This is a genomic window from Streptomyces sp. CBMA29 (assembly GCF_014596445.1).
In the GTDB taxonomy this organism is placed as follows: Bacteria; Actinomycetota; Actinomycetes; order Streptomycetales; family Streptomycetaceae; genus Actinacidiphila.
On sequence record NZ_MECL01000220.1, the window covers coordinates 38,147 to 53,531 of the forward strand.

The window sequence follows — 15,385 nt, forward strand, 5'->3', positions numbered from 1 at the left end:
GTCCGAGGACCACCGAACCGCCCCGCCGGGCCCGGTGGTGACGTGCGAGCCGCTGACGGCTGGCCGCGCAGTTCCCCGCGCCCCTACGGGGCGCAGGCACTCCGCCGGGGAGCCACCCGCCCCGCCACGCCGTGACCACGTTACGCCCAGTCAAGCGCACCCCCGCGCCGGGCGGCCCCTCACGCCTCGCCCCGCCGCGCGGGCGGCTCCTCCTCGAACCACACCTCGGCCGGATTCCCCAGCCAGCGGCTGTCCGCCGGGATGGACTCGGCGCGCATCACCAGGGACGCGGGCCCCAGGGTGCTGCGGGCGCCGATCTCGCTGCCGGGCAGCACGATGCCGCCGGGACCGAGGGTCGCGCCCGTACGGAGCACGACCGTGTCCATGCGCATGATCCGGTCGTGGAAGAGGTGGGTCTGGAGGACGCAGCCGCGGTTGACGCTGACGCCGTCCTCCAGGGTGACGAGGTCGGCCTCGGGCAGCCAGTAGCTCTCGCACCACACACCCCGGCCGACCCGCGCGCCGAGCCCGCGCAGCCACAGGCTCATCACGGCGGTGCCGGGCACCGCGCCGACCAGCCACGGCACGGCCAGCACCTCCACGAAGGTGTCGGCCAGCTCGTTGCGCCACACGAAACCGCTCCACAGCGGGCGCTCGACCGCCCGGAAGCGGCCGACCAGCAGCCACTTCGCGGCGATCGACACCACGCAGGCGGCGCCGCCCGCGGCGAGCAGCACGGGCCCCGACAGCAGCGCCACCGCAAGAGTCCCGGCCTCCGAGAGCCGGGCCAGCACCGCCAGGACGACTATCGCCAGCGCGGCGGACGCCAGCACCGGCACCAGGCGGCAGACCTCGACCAGCCCGCGCGCCCACACCAGCCGTACCGGCGGCGCGTACGTCAGGCTCTGGTCGGCCTCGTCGGCCGTGCGCGGCAGCCGTACCGGCGGCATGCCCAGGTACGAGCGGCCCTCCTTGGCCTTCTTCGGCGTCGCCGACAGCACCCCGACCAGGCCGCGGTCCGGGACGGCGCGCCCCGGCGCCGTCATCCCCGAATTGCCGAGGAACGCGCGCTCGCCGATCTCGGCCGCGCCGATCCGCAGCCAGCCGCCGCCGAGCTGGTACGGGGCGACGAGGACGTCGTCGGCGAGGAACGCGCCGTCGCCGACGGTGGTCAGGCTCGGCATCGCCAGCACCGTGGAGACCTCGGCGCCGCTGCCGACCTTCATGCCGAGCGCCCGCAGCCACACGGGCGTGATGAGGCCCGCGTACAGCGGGAAGAGCTTGTCGCGGGCGGCGTCCATGAGCTGGATGACCGTCCAGGACTGCCAGCCGACGCGGCTGTGCAGCGGGTGCCAGCCGGGCCGCAGGCCCAGGCTCAGCAGCCGTACGGCGGCGATCAGCAGCGCCGCGTACACCAGCGCGAAGGCGAGGGTGGCGGGGACGAGCGCGATGAGCGCGCCCTTCGCGGCGGCGCCGAGACCGCTGTGGGTGGGCACCAGGCAGGCCGCGACGGCCAGCGCCGCGAGTCCGGCGATCAGCGGCAGCAGCGTCACGCCGACGCCGCTCGCGCCGTACGCCGCCGCCCAGCGGGTCCGGCGCGCGGGCCGCTGCTTGGGCCAGCGCCGCTCGGCCTTGCCGACCTTGACGGCGGGCGCGCCCGCCCAGCTCTGCCCGGTCGGCACCTGCCCGGTGACGCTGGACCCGGCCGTGATCTGCGCGCGCTTGCCGATCCTGGCGCCCGGCAGCAGGGTGCTGCGGGTGCCGACGACGGCGCCCGAGCCGACCTTCACCGGGCCGACCTCAAGACGGTCGCCGTCCAGCCAGTACCCGGCGAGGTCCACCTCGGCCTCGACCGCGCAGCCCCGGCCGAGCTTGAGCATGCCGGTGACCGGCGGCAGCGAGTGCAGGTCCACGTCAGGGCCGATCCGCGCGCCGAGCGCCCGGCCGTACCGGATCAGCCAGGCCCCGGACAGCGAGGTCGCGCCGGTCGCCTCGGCCAGCCGCTCGGCCGCCCACAGCCGCAGGTGGACGCCGCCGCCGCGCGGGTAGCTGCCGGGGGTCAGCCCGCGCAGCAGCAGCCGGGCCCCGGCCGCGGCCAGCGCGAGGCGGCCCGGCGGGCTGAAGAGCAGGACGGCCCCGGCGCCGACCAGCCACCAGGACGCGGTGGGCGCCCACGGGTAGTGGCCGGTCCAGGCCAGCATGTTGCCCAGCGCCAGCAGGCCGGTCGTCCAGCGCAGCCCGGTCAGCGCGAACAGCGGCAGCAGCGCGAGCAGTTGGACGGCCTTGGCGCGGGCGGGCACCGGCGCGATCTCGCGGGCCGGGCGGTCGTCCCGTACGGAACGGTCCAGCATCCTGGCCAGCTTGCGGACGGTCGGCGCCTGGTAGATGTCGACGACGGCCACCGAGGGGAAGCGGGTCCGCAGCAGTGTCGTGAGCTGGGCCGCGGCCAGGCTGCCGCCGCCGATCGCGAAGAAGTCGTCGCGCGGCTCGACCACCGGCACGCCGAGGACCTCGGTCCACTGCTCGGCCACCCACGCCTCGGTGCCGCGCAGCGGTTCCGCTTCCTCCGGCGCGGGCCCCGCGGTCTCCGGCAGCGGCCAGGGCAGCGCCGCCCGGTCCACCTTCCCCGAGGTGCGGGTCGGCAGCTCGGGGACGGTCGCCAGCAGCGGTACGAGGGCGGCGGGCAGCTTCGTGGACAGCTCGGCGACGGCCGCGGCCCGGTCCCAGCCGCGTCCACCGGCTTCACCGGGCCCTGAGGGCCCACTGGCTTCACCAGCCGCACCGGCCTCCTCCGCGACCACCACGTAACCGACGAGCAGCTGATGGCCGCTCCTGGCCGTCCGTACGGCGGCCGCGGCCCCCGCGACGCCCGGCAGCGCCTGGAGCGCCGCGTCCACCTCGCCCAGTTCGATCCGGCGCCCGCCGAGTTTGACCTGCTCGTCGGCGCGGCCCAGGAACAGCAGCCCCTCGGGCTCGGCGCGTACGAGGTCGCCGCTGCGGTACGCGCGCGCCCAGCCCATCGACTCCAGCGGCGCGTACTTCTCCGCGTCCTTCGCGGCGTCCAGATACCGGGCCAGGCCGACGCCGCCGATGATGAGCTGGCCGCTGCCGCCCATCGGCACCGGCTCGCCCGCCTCGTCCACCACGGCCAACTCCCAGCCGTCCAGCGGCAGCCCGATCCGTACCGGGCCCTCGCCGGTCAGCAGCGCCGCGCAGGCGACGACGGTGGCCTCGGTCGGACCGTAGGTGTTCCAGACCTCGCGCCCCTCGGTGACCAGCCGCTCGACCAGTTCCGGCGGGCACGCCTCGCCGCCGAAGATCAGCAGCCGCACCTCGTTCAGCGCCTCGGCGGGCCACAGGGCCGCCAGCGTCGGCACCGTCGAGACCACCGTGATCTCCTGCTCGGCCAGCCACGGCCCGAGGTCGCTGCCGCCGCGCACCTGCGAGCGGGGGACCGGGACCAGGCAGGCGCCGTTGCGCCAGGCCAGCCACATCTCCTCGCACGACGCGTCGAAGGCCACCGACAGGCTCGCCATCACGCGGTCGCCGGGACCGATCGGCTCGTCCTGGAGGAACAGCGCGGCCTCGGCGTCCACGAACGCCGCCGCGTTGCGGTGCGTGACCGCGACGCCCTTGGGGCGGCCGGTCGATCCCGAGGTGAAGATGATCCAGGCGTCGTCGTCGGGGGAGGGGCGGCGCGCGGATTTCGCCTGGGGCGGGCCGGCCGGGGGGAGGGCGTGGGGGGTGCCGGTCGTGGTGAGGGCGCGGCCCGCGCCCAGCACGGCGGCCACCTCCGCCTCGCCGAAGACCAGCTCGGCCCGCTCGTCCGGGTCCTCGGCGTCCACCGGTACGTAGGCGGCGCCCGCCGCGAGCACGGCCAGGACGCTGACGTACAGGTCGTTGCTGCCCGAGGGCACCCGCACGCCGACCCGGTCGCCCGGCCCGATTCCGGCCGCCGCGAGCCCGCGCCGCAGCGTGTCGACCTCGGCGGCCAGCGCGCGGTATGTCAGCGCGGTGCGGCCGTCGTCCAGCGCGGGCTCCTGCGGGTGCGCGAGCACGGTCGCGTCGAGCACGTCCAGCAGCGTCCGCGCCCCGGCGGCCGTACCTCCCGAGAAGTGGGCGCCTCCCGCGAGGTGGGCACCTTCCGCGAGGTGGGCACCTCCCGCGAGGTGGGCGTACGGAACGTTCGGCCGTTCGGCCGCGTCCAGCACTCCCGGCAGCAGGTCCACATCCCGCAGCGGGCCGCTCTCCACGCTCAGATCCATGCGCTCCTCGTCCCTCGTCCCCCGTCCGGGGGCCCGGCACCCTGCTCAGGGCGTACAAAGCAAGACAAGCCGACCGATCTTACGGGCGGCCTTTCCGCGCCGCCTCCCGGGCGACCCCGCGCCCACCCGCGTTTCGAACGCGTTTCCGCCCCCTCCCGCGCCCCCTCTGACCTGCGCGGCGACCGCCCCTTCCACCCCGCCCGCCGACGCCCGGCCGACGCGGGCGAACGTGCCGCAACACACACGAGGAGCCGTGACGAGATGGCCGTGCGATGTCATCGCGGCGAATGTGCGGTGTACGGCGGATGTACGTTCGGGGTCGGGCCGTTTCTCGGGCCGCCGACGGCCGCGCGCATACGTCAACTCCAGCCGCGCGGAACGGTCGTTGACGTTTGCGAAGGGGCGGCGGGAGCAGGCCGCCTCCGGATGCGTACGAGCGGCGCGCGCGGCCAACGGCGGGCGGCGAGCGGCGGGCCCGCGACCGTGTCCGCCTCCGGTTGTCCGGCCGCCGCCGGGGGGGGGCTACTGACCGGCGGTGGCGGCGAAGCGCCGGGCGAGGGCCGCGAAGGCGTTCTTGAGCGCGGGCGGGCCGATGACCTCGACGGTGGTGTCGAACTGGGCGAGGGCGGCGGCGAGCGCGGGCCAGGACCAGGAGCCGAGGGTGAGGCGACAGCGGTCGGCGGTGAGGGGTTCGACGAGGCCGTCACGGGCGTAGGGGGCGACGGCGGAGGCGGGCAGGCCGAGGACGACGTCGCCGCGGCAGGGCCAGTCGGCCGCGCCCCGCGCGGGGGCTTCGGCGCCGCGGAAACGGGCGGTGACAAAGGCCGCCACGTCGTCGCCGGGCAGGTCGCGGGGGGTGAACCGAGGTCCCGTGGGGGTGCGCGGGCGCATCCGGTCGGCGCGGAAGGTGCGCCAGTCGGCGCGGTCGAGGTCCCAGGCCAGGAGGTACCAGCGCCCGCCGCGCGCGACGAGGTGGTGGGGCTCGACGCGGCGGGGCTCCTCGGCGTCCCCGTAGTCGAAGCGCAGCACCTCGCGGGCGTGGACGGCGGCGCCCAGCGCGGTCAGGACACCGCTGTCGGCGGTCGCGGCGCCGGGCGGCGGGACGGCCGTCACCTCCAGGGCGTCGATCCGGTGCCGCAGCCGCGCCGGCATCACCTGCCGTACGGTCGCCAGCGCGCGGGCCGCGGCCTCCTCGATGCCCGCGCCCGCCCCCGCCCCCGTGGCCATCCGCAGGGCGATGGCGAGGGCCACGGCCTGGTCGTCGTCGAAGAGCAGCGGCGGCAGCCGCGCCCCGGCGTCGAGCCGGTAGCCGCCGTCGGGGCCCTTGAAGGCCGCGATCGGATAGCCCAGCTCGCGCAGCCGGTCCACGTCCCGGCGGACCGTGCGGGCGCTGACGTCCAGGCGTTCCGCCAGCTCGCCGCCCGGCCAGTCCCTGCGGGTCTGGAGCAGGGACAGGAGGGAGAGCAGCCGGGCCGACGTATTCCGCATACGCCGGATTCTCTCCCGAGTAGCGGACAGAAACTGTCCTGTACGGGTGCGAGGGTGGGTCGCAGGCCGAGAAACACGCAGGTCACGAAGGTTCGACCCCCGACAGCGCAAGGAGCCGTCCATGTCCGTCACGACCGCCACCCACCTGAATTTCCGGGGCGACGCCCGCGCGGCGCTCGACTTCTACCGGTCCGTCTTCGGCGGACGCCTCACCGCCGTCACGTACAAGGACGCCGGTGCCGTACCGGCCGGAAGCGAGGCCGACTGGATCATGTGGGGCGAGGTCGTGTCCGACGACGGCTTCCACGTCATGGCGTACGACGTCCCGTCGCACCTGCCCTGGGACCAGGGCCGTAACGCCTTCTTCGTCTCGGTGCGCTGCGACAGCGCCGAGGAGATCACCGCGCTCTGGGAGAAGCTGGCGGACGGCTCGACGGTCGTGCAGCCGCTCGCGCCCGCGCAGTGGGCGCCGCTGTACGGCATGCTCACCGACCGCTTCGGGGTCGTGTGGGTGCTGGACGTCGCGGCCGTCGCACCGTGACCCCGCTCGACGCCCGCGCCCTGAACCGGGCGACCCTGGCCCGCCAACTCCTGCTGGAGCGTTCGGACTTGCCCGCCCTGGAGGCCGTCGCGCACCTCGGCGGCGTCCAGGCGCAGGAACCGCAGGAGCCGTTCACCGGCCTCTGGTCACGGCTGCGCGGCTTCCAACCCGCCTTTCTGGACGGCCTGTTGACCGGCCGCGAGGTGGTGCGCACCCATCTGATGCGCCGCACCGTCCATCTCGTCACCGCCGAGGACGCCCTCGCCTGGCGGGCCCGCCACGATCCGATGCTGCGGCAGCGCGTCCTGGGCACGTACCGCGACGAGCTGGCCGGGATCGACCTGGCCGACTTGGCGGCGGCGGGCCGCGCCGTCATGGCCGACGGCGAGGCCCGCACGATGGCCGAGATCGTCGCGGCGCTGTCCGACCGCTGGCCCGCACCGCCCCGGCGCGCCCTCGGCGAACTCCTCGTCGCCGCGCTCCTGCCGATGGCGCAGCGGCCCCCGCGCGGCCTGTGGCGTACGAAGGCGGGTGTCCGCAATGTCCTGCTGTCGTCCTGGCTGGGCCGCGACATCGACCCGCCGCCCGAGCGCCTGTCCGACGACGCGGCGGAAGACCTCGTCGGACAGGCGCTCGTACGCCGCTACCTCGCCGCGTACGGCCCCGCGGCCACCGCCGACCTGCGCGCCTGGTCCGGCCTCGCGGGACTCCCCGCCGCGGTCGCCGCCGTACGGCCCCAACTCGTCGCCTTCCGCGACACCTTGGGCCGTGAACTGCTCGACCTCCCCGACGCCCCGCGCCCCGACCCCGGCACGCCCGCGCCCGTACGCTTCCTGCCCGCCTTCGACAACGCCCTTCTCGGCTACGCCGACCGAACCAGGATCGTGGACGACGCCCACCGCGGCCTGTCCGTCGCGGGCCAGCGCGTCGTCCTGGTCGACGGCCGTGTCGCCGCCACGTGGACGGTGGAGGCGGAGGGCGTCACCGTCACCCCGTTGAGGCCGCTGCGGCGGGCGGAGCGCGACGCGGTCATGGACGAGGGCCGGGCCCTGGCGTCCTTCCTCACGGACGGGGCGAGCGACCGGGTCAGGACGGCGTCCTAGACGGCCAGGCGTCGGCGCGCGCGAGGTCGAGGACGAGGGCGGCGATGTTCCAGGCGTCGTCCTCACCCCGGTGGTGCCGCCCTTCGAGCGGCAGCCCGGCCACGCGCAGCGCCTCCGCCATCCCCGGCCGCTTGCGCAGCCCGTACGCCCGCGTGAACACCGCCTTCGCGTTCACATGCGACCTTCCGAAGGGGTACGTGACCCGCGTCGCCCGGCACTGCCGCGTGAACTGGTGCCGGTCGTAGTCCCCCCAACTCGCCCATACCCGCGCCCCCGCCAGGTGCTCCCGCGCCAACTCCCCACAGGCGTCGGCGAACGACACCCCGAGGTCCACCTTCGTCTGCGTCAGCCCCGTCAACTCCGTGCAGAACGCGCTCACCCGTGACCGCGCAGGCCGCACCACCCACCGGTGCCGCGCCACCCGCTCCCCGGCCGCCAGGTCCACCACGGTCAGCCCGATCTCGACGATCTCGCTCACCGCCCCCGGCGGCGGCTCCCCGTCCCAGCACGTCGCCTCGACATCCACGACATTCAGCAACTCCCCGCCCCACTCCATCCGCCGAGCATAGGCAGACGGCCGCCGTACGCCGAACGATTTGTCCGCCAGGACCGACCTCTCGAAAACGTGCGGCTCCCGCCTCTTCCCGTTCCCGGCCGTCTCCTACGCTGACGGTATGGATCGTCGTGAGCGCGCGGCCGGCGCCGTGGTGGGTTCAGCGGTGGGGGACGCGCCGCACATCGTCGAATCGCTCCTGGTGCGCGGCGGATTGGATCTGCCGGACGTCGTCGCCCGGTTCCGGCCCCGCTCAGGGCTTCGGCAGCGGAAGGCTGGGCATCTGGGGGTGGCGCAGGTGCTGCCCGGCGTCGTCTACGTCCAGCCGAAACGTCTCAGGGCCCGGACGACTCGCCGCGTCGTAGGCACTCAGGACCGCCTCAACGCGGTCCCACAGCTTGACCGGGCCGCCTTGTCTCACTTGCCATGCGCCGTCGCCCGGGGTGAGGGTAGCCGCTGATCCGGTGACGACGTCGATCAGATGAATGACCTCGCCGACCGTGGTCATCTGTGCGTCCGGTACAGCGCTTTGGGCGAGGAACCGCAGGTGGAAGGCTTCCTCGGTGGCTGCGGTGATCCGCTGAGGGCTGTACTTCGCCTTGTGGCCGCTCTCGGGGAGGCCCGCGGCCCAGTGGGAGGGGTTCCCGAACGCGGGGGCGGCGTGTGTCCGCGCGGACATGAAGGAGACGGTGCCGCTGAGCAGTTGGCCTCCGGCGGTGCCGTCGCCCTCGACGGTCAGCAAGACGCGAGCGTATCCGTAGAGCCAGCCGCTGAGGGTCAGCAGGATCTTCCCGCCGGGCCTGGTCTGGGAGATGAGCGCCGGAGGGACGGCGCGGAAGGAGCACGCGGCGACGATCCGGTCGAAGGGCGCCTCGGGCCAGTACCCGTAGAGCCCGTCGGCGACCGCGAGCGTGGGGGTATAGCCCAGGCCGAACAGTGCGTTCGCCGATGTCTCCAGGCGATGCGGGTCCACCTCGATGCTGGTGAGGTTGGCGGAACCGAGGCGTTCACACGCCAGCGCGGTGGAGTAGCCGGCCCCGGTGCCGATCTCCAGCACGGTGTGCCCCTCGGCGACCTCTGCGTCCGCCCACATCCGCAGCACGAGCGACGGCAGTGTGGACGATGAGGTCGGGGCCCCGCCGTGCCGAACGCCCTTGCTCTTCCAGTCCACTTCGTCGCCGTCGAACTGCGTGATCAGCGTGGTGTCGGAGTACGCGGCGGCCAGCCACCGGCCGTAGTCGAGTTCCGCGGTGACCGGCTCCCACACCGTCATCCCCTGCCCGTCGCGCTCGTCGGCGGGCAGGTAGAAGCCGGGCACGAACCGGTGACGTGGCACCGTCTCGACCGCTTGGCGCCACGTTGGATCGGCGAGAACGCCATCCGTGGCGAGGGCCTTCGTCATGGCCTCGCGCAGGCGGGCCGCGTCAGTCTCAAGGTCGGCGGGCAAGGTCATGGGGCGCCGCCTCCTTTCCGCTCAGGATGTCGGCGAACGCCTCGGTGATGGCCGGGGCTTCGGGCAGCCAGCCCCACTGCCCGTTCGGGTTGCACTCGATGGCCGTCCAGGATTCCGGCAGGCGTTCGTCTCCGGTGAGGGCGAAGTCGAAACAGCCGAAGGCCAGGCCGAACGAGGCCAGGTAGCTGTGCGGTTTTCGTCGCCCGCGTGATCCGGCCGAGGTCGCATGGTGTGGCGACCGGGCCGGCCGGTTGCGGGGCTAATCGGGTTCCGTGGCGTGCTCGGCCGCCCGTACCCGAATCCACTCCGCCAGCAGGCGGACCGTCTCGGCGGAGGCGCCGCCCAGTTGCACATGGGGCTTGTGGCCCGCCGCCGGGAAGTCGCCTTGGAGGGACGGCAGTTTGATACCGGCCAGGCCGAGTGCGGTGGCCAAGTCGTCGGCGGCGGCCTGGCCCTCGTTCAGGGCGTGGTTGTCGATGGTGGGGTGCGTCATGGCGTGGGCCTCTCGGAGCCGGTCAACGGTCAGGTGTGGACGAGCGGGCCGCTCATGGCGCGGACCCGCGCGAACGGGTCGGCGGCCGGTATCGGCGGTACGGGTCCTGCGTCCCAGCCGTTTTCCGCCGCACCAGGGGGCCTTTGCGCGAGGCGAAGTTCGGCCAGGACGGCCTTGCCCTCACCCTCCTCGGGGCGCGGGAAGCGGTAGCCCCAGCCGTCGCTCAACTCGCTCACGAGGAAGAGGCCGCGCCCGCCCGTGCCGTCATCGGTCGGTTCCCGCACGACCGGCGGCCGGGGGTCCTCGTCGGCCAGGCAGATCCGCAGTGTCGTCGGCAGACGGCACAACGTCAGTACGAAGTGGCTGCCGCCGCCTTCGGGCGACCTGACGTGCTGGACGGAGTTGGTCGCCAACTCCGAGACGATCAGCTCCGCGTCATCGATGACGTCGTCCTTCACCTCCCACGCACTCAAGGTGCGGCGCGTGTGCGCCCGCGCCGCATGGACGGCGGCGGGTTCGAGCGGTAATTCCAGACGGCTGATCCACAGCGGCGGTTCGGTGGTCACGGTCGCACCACCTGGCCGCTGGTGACGGGCGGGTGGTGCGCCAGGCGCGTGGCTGACACGGGTGGATGGTTCGGCACGATCAAGCCCCCAACGTCCGGGGTCGGCTGTTACGTTCTTTCCATGAGTGTGCGCTACTAGCGCGCTACTTCGCAATAGCATCGACTCATGCAATCCCACGGACAGTTGCTACGGCGACGGATTGTGGCGACACTGGTCCGCATGACGACAACCAGCCCCGTGGTGCGGCGCAGGCGGCTTGGCCTGGAGTTTCGCGCTCTCCGGGAGCGTGCTGGACTCAAGGGGGACGAAGCCGCGAAGCGGCTGAAGTGGTCCAACTCGAAGCTGTCACGCGTGGAGTTGGGGCGCAGCCCGGTGACACCGGCCGATATGGCCAAACTGCTGGACTTGTACGACGTCCACGACCAGGAGCGCCGCGACGAGCTGGCCAAACTCAACCGCGAGGCGAGGCGCAAGGGTTGGTGGCAGCTCTACAGCGACATCCCGTACTCGACGTACATCGGTCTTGAGGCGGAGGCGAAGACGTTGCTGACGTACCAGCACGTCATCCCCGGCCTGCTCCAGACGGAGGCGTACGCCGAAGCGATCAATCGGGAGACCCTGACCGATCCCCCGATCGAGGCGTTGGAACAGCAGCTTGAGGTCCGGATGCAGCGGCAAGGTTTGCTCACCCGGCCGGACCCGATGCAGGTACGCGCGGTTCTGGACGAAGCCGCGCTTCGACGTCTGGTCGGGGGCGAAGAGGTCATGAAGGCCCAACTTCAAAGACTCCTGGAGCTGAGCACCCGGCGGAACGTCATCATCCAGGTGATCCCGTTCTCCGCCGGGGCCTACCCGGGCACTCGGACAGGCCCGTTCCTCATCCTCCGATACGAGCACCCTGCCGACCCCGACGTGATCTACGTCGAAGGTGACAGCGATCCCTTTCCGGACCGCGAAGGCACCGCCCACCGCTACGGAGTCATCTTCGACAATCTGCGGGCCTGCGCCATGAGCGCGGCCGAGAGCCAGGCCCTCATCAAGAAACTCGTGGCAGAACTGTGAACCGTGAACTGGATGGAGCGGTCATGACCACAGACCTCACTCGTGCCCGGTGGCGCAAGTCCACCGCCAGCGTGGGCAACGGCGAATGCGTCGAGGTGGCGTTCGTCCCGAACGCCGTTGCCATGCGCGACAGCAAAGACCCCACCGGCCCGGCACTCCTCTTCACCCCCGGCGAGTGGTCGGCCTTCACGCGGGGCGTCCAGGACGGCGAGTTCGACCGGTAGAGCCGGAAAGCGGGCGAGGCCCCGACTGCCAGCAACGGTGGTCGGGGCCTCGCGTGTTGGGGCCGTACAGCCCGGCGCAGCCGGGTCAGCAGGGGCCGTTGTCGGTCCAGACGGCCCAGGAGGCGGGGTCGGTGGGGGCGGCGTTCGTGGAGTAGTACGTGGACGTGAATTTGTGGCCGCTGTAGGAGACGACGTTGCCGGGGACGTAGGAGGTGGCGGGGTTCCAGGGGGTGGGGCAGCCGCCGGGGTTGCCGGTGCCGCCGCCGGTCGTGGTGGCGGAGACGGGAGTTGAGGTGGGGCTGAGGGTGCCGGAGGCGGTGGCGGCGGCGACCGTGTAGGTGTAGGCGGTGCCCGCGGTGAGGCCGGTGTCGGTGAAGGACGTGCCGCCGGTGGTGCCGACCTGGGAGCCGCCGCGGTAGACGGTGTACGAGGCCGCGCCGGAGACGCCGGTCCAGGACAGGGCGACCGAGGTGCCGGTGGTTGCGGTCGCGTGCAGGCCGGTGGGCGCGGCGAGCGGCGGGGGAGTGCCGTTCGAGGAGACGAACTGCCAGGTGATGCCGGTGACGACACCCGTGCCGAGCGGTGCGAACTCCGCGAAGGCGGGCTGGCTCAGGTCGATGTGCGTCGCGTCGCACGTCGGGCACTTGTCGGCCACCGGCACCGTGAGCGTCTTGCCGTTGTACGTGACCTGGACCGAAATCCCGCTGCACAGAGGGTCGTTGTTGGGGTTGGCCGAGGTCCACCACTGGTACGACACCGCGACCAGATACTGCGTGGACGCGTCGATCTGCGTCCCGCACGCGCCGTACCCGACGTCGTTGTAGTACGTCATCGACCCGCTCATCGGCTGCCCGACCGGCACGGCGGCCGACGCGGGGCCGTTGGTGAGAAGGACGAGCGCCGAGGCGGCGGCGAGGGCGCCTGTCCAGCGGGCGATACGTCGGCTGCGTCGGGTGCGTCGGGTGCGTCGCGGCATGCGCACGGTACCTCTCCTCTACGTCTGTTCAGTGGGGGGCAGACGAGCTGGGCGGTGCGCCGCTGACAGTACGCGAACAAGGGGTCGTGTGGTGGCGGTGTGCCGTCACACCGAACGGTTCAGGACGCCGTCGCCCGGCGCGCCCCCGGCCAGCAACCCGTCCACGAACGTCCGCAGCCCGTCGCGATACGTGTCCCGTATGGCCAGTTCGTGCCACCGGCCGCTGACGGCCGCCAGATGCGGCACCTTCTCCGCGTCGAACGTCTCGCGGAACACGGGAGGTTCGCCGCCGCTCGGCCACCGTACGGAGTGCGCGCGCACCAGGATCTCGCCGACCGTGTAGTACCAGACGCTGCGGAAGACATGCACGGACTGCTCCTGCGTACAGCCGTGTTCGTCCGCCCCTGACACGATGCCCTCGACCATCCACAGCGCCGATTCGTCGAGCAGCCCGACGAAACCGTCCGTGGTCAGCACCTCCGCCGCCCACGGCCAGGCGGCGAGCGCGTCGTGCATCGCGGTGGCCGACGCCACGATGCGGTCGCGCGGGTCGCGGGGGAGTTCGGGGCGTTCGAGCTGGCTGATGTGGTGTTCGAGCAGCTGGACGAGGAGGTCTTCCTTGTCCCGGATGTGGTGGTAGAGCGTCGTCGCGCCGATGCCCAGCTCGGCGGCCAGCCGCCGGATCGTCAGCTTCTCCCAGCCGTCGCGGTCGATGAGCCGGCGGGTCGCCGTGAGGATTTCCGCGCGGGAGGTCACGGGCGGGCGGCCGGTGCGGCCTCGCCGTGCGGCGGGCGTGGGTGGGGGCATGGGCCCATCATGCCGCGCCGCCGCCCACGGACCGCGCCCCTGCCGCGTACGCGGCCCGCCGTGACCTGCGCGGCCCGCGTACGCCCGCCCGCTCCCGGCCCGCGTACGCCCGTCCGCCCCCGGTCCACCCCCTCCCGATTCCCATCCGGCGCATCCGGTGCTACTTTCGGAACACGTTCCTAAAGTCGGGGGCGGCAGAGAGAGGCGGCGCGCGCCGCCGCCGAGAACGGGGAGTCCGCGATGCGGAAGAGGATGAGGATGAGGAAGAGTCCGAGCAGCAGCCCGATCGAACCGGGGGGCCCGGACACCCCGGCGCCCCCGACAGCCCCGCCGAGCGGGGTCCCGGCGGCCGTCCGCCCGGGGCTGACCCTCGCGGTCGTCGCCGTCGTCCAGTTCATGGTGTCGCTCGACGTGTCCGTCGTGAACGTCGGACTGCCCCAGATCGCGTCCGGCCTCGGCTTCGGCCCGGTCGGCCTGACCTGGGTGATCCACGCGTACGCCCTCACGTACGGCGGCCTGCTCCTGCTCGGCGGCAAGGCGGCCGACCGCTACGGCCGCAAGCGGGTGCTGCTGCTCGGGCTCGCCCTGTTCGGCCTGGCCTCCCTCGGCGGCGGCCTCGCCCAGAGCCCCGCCCAACTCGTCGCCGCCCGCACGATCCAGGGCATCGGCGCCGCCGCACTCGCCCCCGCCGCGCTGGCGCTGCTGACCGGGACGTTCCCCGAAGGCCGGGCGCGCGTAAAGGCGTTCGGCATCTGGAGCGCGGTCAACGCGGCGGGCGGCGCCTTCGGCGTCGTGATCGGCGGTGTCCTGACGCAGTACGCGAGTTGGCGCTGGGTCATGCTGGTCAACGTGCCAATGGCCGCGTGTGCGCTGGCACTTGCCTGGCGCGGGGTCACCGCGACCGCGCCCAACGCGCGCGCCGGCCGCCCCGACGTACTCGGCGCCGTACTCGCCACCGCGGGCATGACGCTCCTGGTCTTCGGCGTCGTCCGCACCGACCGGCACGGCTGGACCTCGGCCGCCACCCTCTCGACGCTCGCCGTCGCCGTCGTCCTGCTGGCCGCCTTCCTCTACGTCGAGCGGACCACGGTCCGCGAACCCCTCATCCGGCTCGGCCTGTTCGCCAACCGCTCGGTCTCCGGCGCGAACGCGTTCAACCTCCTGGTCGGCGCCGCGATGACCCCGTCCTTCTACTTCGTGTCCCTCTACCTCCAGGACATCCTCGGCAAGGGGCCCGCGCTGACCGGCGCCATGTTCCTGCCCTTCACCTTCGGCCTGATCGGCGGCTCCGTGCTCGCCATCAAGCTGGGCTACCGCTTCCCGCCGCGCACCCTGCTCGTCACCGGCGGCATCCTGACGGCCGTCGGGCTCGGCTGGTTCGGCATGATCAGCGCCGACGGGTCCTTCGCCGCCGACATCCTCGGCCCCTCGATCGTCGCCAGCGTCGGCTTCGGACTCTGCCTCGGCCCGGTCGTCTCCACCGCCACGGCGGGCGTCGCGCCCCACGAGACCGGCACCGCCTCCGGCCTGCTCAACAGCTCCCGCCAGATCGGCGCCTCCCTCGGCCTCGCCGCACTGGGCACCGCCGCGCAGCACCGCACGGGCGGACGCGCGACGCTCGGTGCGCTTTGCGACGGTTACGGGTTCGGGCTGACGCTGGGCGCCGCGCTGCTGGTCGCGGCGGTAGCCGTCGCCCTGACCGTGCTGCGGCGGACCGGGGCGCCGGGGCGTGAAGCCCCGTCCGTGGAGCGGGACTTGGTGCCGGCGGGGGACTGAGGGGCGGGTGCGGCCGTACGGGGGCGGGCTCTTTCCCGCCACCGTACGGTCAACTACCGGCCGAAGACGGCTCTTTCG

Annotated in this window: 13 protein-coding genes; 5 read left to right on the forward strand and 8 right to left on the reverse strand. The window is 73.3% G+C overall.

Annotated features, from left to right (window positions below):
• Window positions 1-179 precede the first annotated feature (179 nt).
• Window positions 180-4,265, reverse strand: coding sequence for a Pls/PosA family non-ribosomal peptide synthetase (locus tag BGM09_RS29520; protein ID WP_188284772.1), 4,086 nt, complete (start codon window positions 4,263-4,265; stop codon window positions 180-182).
• 522 nt (window positions 4,266-4,787) lie between these two features.
• Window positions 4,788-5,753, reverse strand: a complete 966-nt coding sequence (locus tag BGM09_RS29525) for a helix-turn-helix transcriptional regulator (protein ID WP_188284773.1) — start codon at window positions 5,751-5,753, stop codon at window positions 4,788-4,790.
• A gap of 121 nt (window positions 5,754-5,874) precedes the next feature.
• On the opposite strand from BGM09_RS29525, the gene BGM09_RS29530 reads away from it, so the two are divergent.
• Both BGM09_RS29530 and BGM09_RS29535 read left to right on the forward strand, forming a co-directional pair.
• Window positions 5,875-6,294 carry a VOC family protein gene (locus BGM09_RS29530; protein ID WP_188284774.1) on the forward strand — a complete coding sequence of 140 codons (420 nt, stop codon included), beginning with the start codon at window positions 5,875-5,877 and terminating at the stop codon, window positions 6,292-6,294.
• Window positions 6,291-7,397, forward strand: coding sequence for a winged helix DNA-binding domain-containing protein (locus BGM09_RS29535; RefSeq protein WP_188284775.1), 1,107 nt, complete (start codon window positions 6,291-6,293; stop codon window positions 7,395-7,397). The genes BGM09_RS29530 and BGM09_RS29535 overlap by 4 nt, the downstream gene beginning before the upstream one ends.
• Here BGM09_RS29535 and BGM09_RS29540 read toward each other — a convergent pair.
• From BGM09_RS29540 to BGM09_RS29555, 4 genes are all read right to left on the reverse strand, one after another.
• On the reverse strand, window positions 7,381-7,953 hold the full coding sequence (locus BGM09_RS29540; RefSeq protein ID WP_188284776.1) for a 3'-5' exonuclease: 573 nt from the start codon (window positions 7,951-7,953) through the stop codon (window positions 7,381-7,383). The genes BGM09_RS29535 and BGM09_RS29540 overlap by 17 nt on opposite strands.
• Before the next feature lie 250 nt (window positions 7,954-8,203).
• Complete coding sequence (tgmC, locus tag BGM09_RS29545) at window positions 8,204-9,403, reverse strand: ATP-grasp peptide maturase system methyltransferase (RefSeq protein ID WP_188284777.1); 1,200 nt, start codon at window positions 9,401-9,403, stop codon at window positions 8,204-8,206.
• Between the two features lie 259 nt (window positions 9,404-9,662).
• Window positions 9,663-9,896: a hypothetical protein gene (locus tag BGM09_RS29550; RefSeq protein WP_188284778.1), complete on the reverse strand. Its 234-nt coding sequence runs from the start codon at window positions 9,894-9,896 to the stop codon at window positions 9,663-9,665.
• Between the two features lie 29 nt (window positions 9,897-9,925).
• A complete protein-coding gene (locus BGM09_RS29555; protein WP_188284779.1) occupies window positions 9,926-10,462 on the reverse strand; it encodes an ATP-binding protein in 537 nt (178 codons plus the stop codon).
• A gap of 219 nt (window positions 10,463-10,681) precedes the next feature.
• On the opposite strand from BGM09_RS29555, the gene BGM09_RS29560 reads away from it, so the two are divergent.
• Together BGM09_RS29560 and BGM09_RS29565 are read left to right on the forward strand one after the other, a co-directional pair.
• Window positions 10,682-11,524, forward strand: a complete 843-nt coding sequence (locus BGM09_RS29560; RefSeq protein WP_223187777.1) for a helix-turn-helix domain-containing protein — start codon at window positions 10,682-10,684, stop codon at window positions 11,522-11,524.
• Between the two features lie 23 nt (window positions 11,525-11,547).
• Entirely contained in the window at window positions 11,548-11,748 is a 201-nt protein-coding gene (locus BGM09_RS29565) for a DUF397 domain-containing protein (protein ID WP_188284780.1), read from the forward strand.
• A gap of 85 nt (window positions 11,749-11,833) precedes the next feature.
• Here BGM09_RS29565 and BGM09_RS38090 read toward each other — a convergent pair whose 3' ends face one another.
• Both BGM09_RS38090 and BGM09_RS29575 read right to left on the reverse strand, forming a co-directional pair.
• Entirely contained in the window at window positions 11,834-12,724 is an 891-nt protein-coding gene (locus BGM09_RS38090; RefSeq protein WP_223187796.1) for a cysteine/serine endopeptidase inhibitor, read from the reverse strand.
• Between the two features lie 105 nt (window positions 12,725-12,829).
• The gene (locus BGM09_RS29575; protein WP_188284781.1) at window positions 12,830-13,531 is read right to left on the reverse strand and encodes a TetR/AcrR family transcriptional regulator; all 702 of its coding nucleotides are present in this window, start codon (window positions 13,529-13,531) and stop codon (window positions 12,830-12,832) included.
• A 258-nt stretch (window positions 13,532-13,789) separates the two neighbouring features.
• Here BGM09_RS29575 and BGM09_RS29580 point away from each other — a divergent pair, with 258 nt between their 5' ends.
• On the forward strand, window positions 13,790-15,307 hold the full coding sequence (locus tag BGM09_RS29580; protein WP_188284782.1) for an MFS transporter: 1,518 nt from the start codon (window positions 13,790-13,792) through the stop codon (window positions 15,305-15,307).
• Window positions 15,308-15,385: the final 78 nt, after the last annotated feature.